Raw genomic sequence first — 390 nt, forward strand, 5'->3', positions numbered from 1 at the left:
TAAGGGTGTTAAATGGGCTAATCCATCATCAGTGAGGTTATCGCATCTACTCAGATTGAAATGCTGCAAAGCCTTTAAGGGTGTCAAATGGACTAATCCTGCATCGGTGAGATTCTGGCATGACACTAAATGAAGCACCTTTAAATTTTTACAATCTTTTAATGCTAAAAGATAGGCATTGGTCAAATAAGGCTGATTTGAAAAATCAAGAGCTTCTATCTCATTTGAGAAATGATTTAAAATTTTTTCAAACTCATCTGACAAAAAGGCCTTGTTTAATAATGCGCTTACAACGGTCAATTCTAAATAGTTTTTCAAAGTGTTTAATTGGCATTGCTGCGCAAAATTTAAAAGTTCTTTTAATCTGACTAAACTCTCTTCAGTAGAGTT

1 pseudogene is annotated in these 390 nt (G+C 33.8%); it reads right to left on the reverse strand.

From position 1 onward, the window contains the following. Positions 1 to 390, reverse strand: a pseudogene (locus TY19_RS00260) (hypothetical protein); the annotation flags it as partial.

It is taken from the genome of Candidatus Protochlamydia sp. R18 (assembly GCF_000648255.1).
In the GTDB taxonomy this organism is placed as follows: domain Bacteria; phylum Chlamydiota; class Chlamydiia; order Chlamydiales; family Parachlamydiaceae; genus Protochlamydia; species Protochlamydia amoebophila.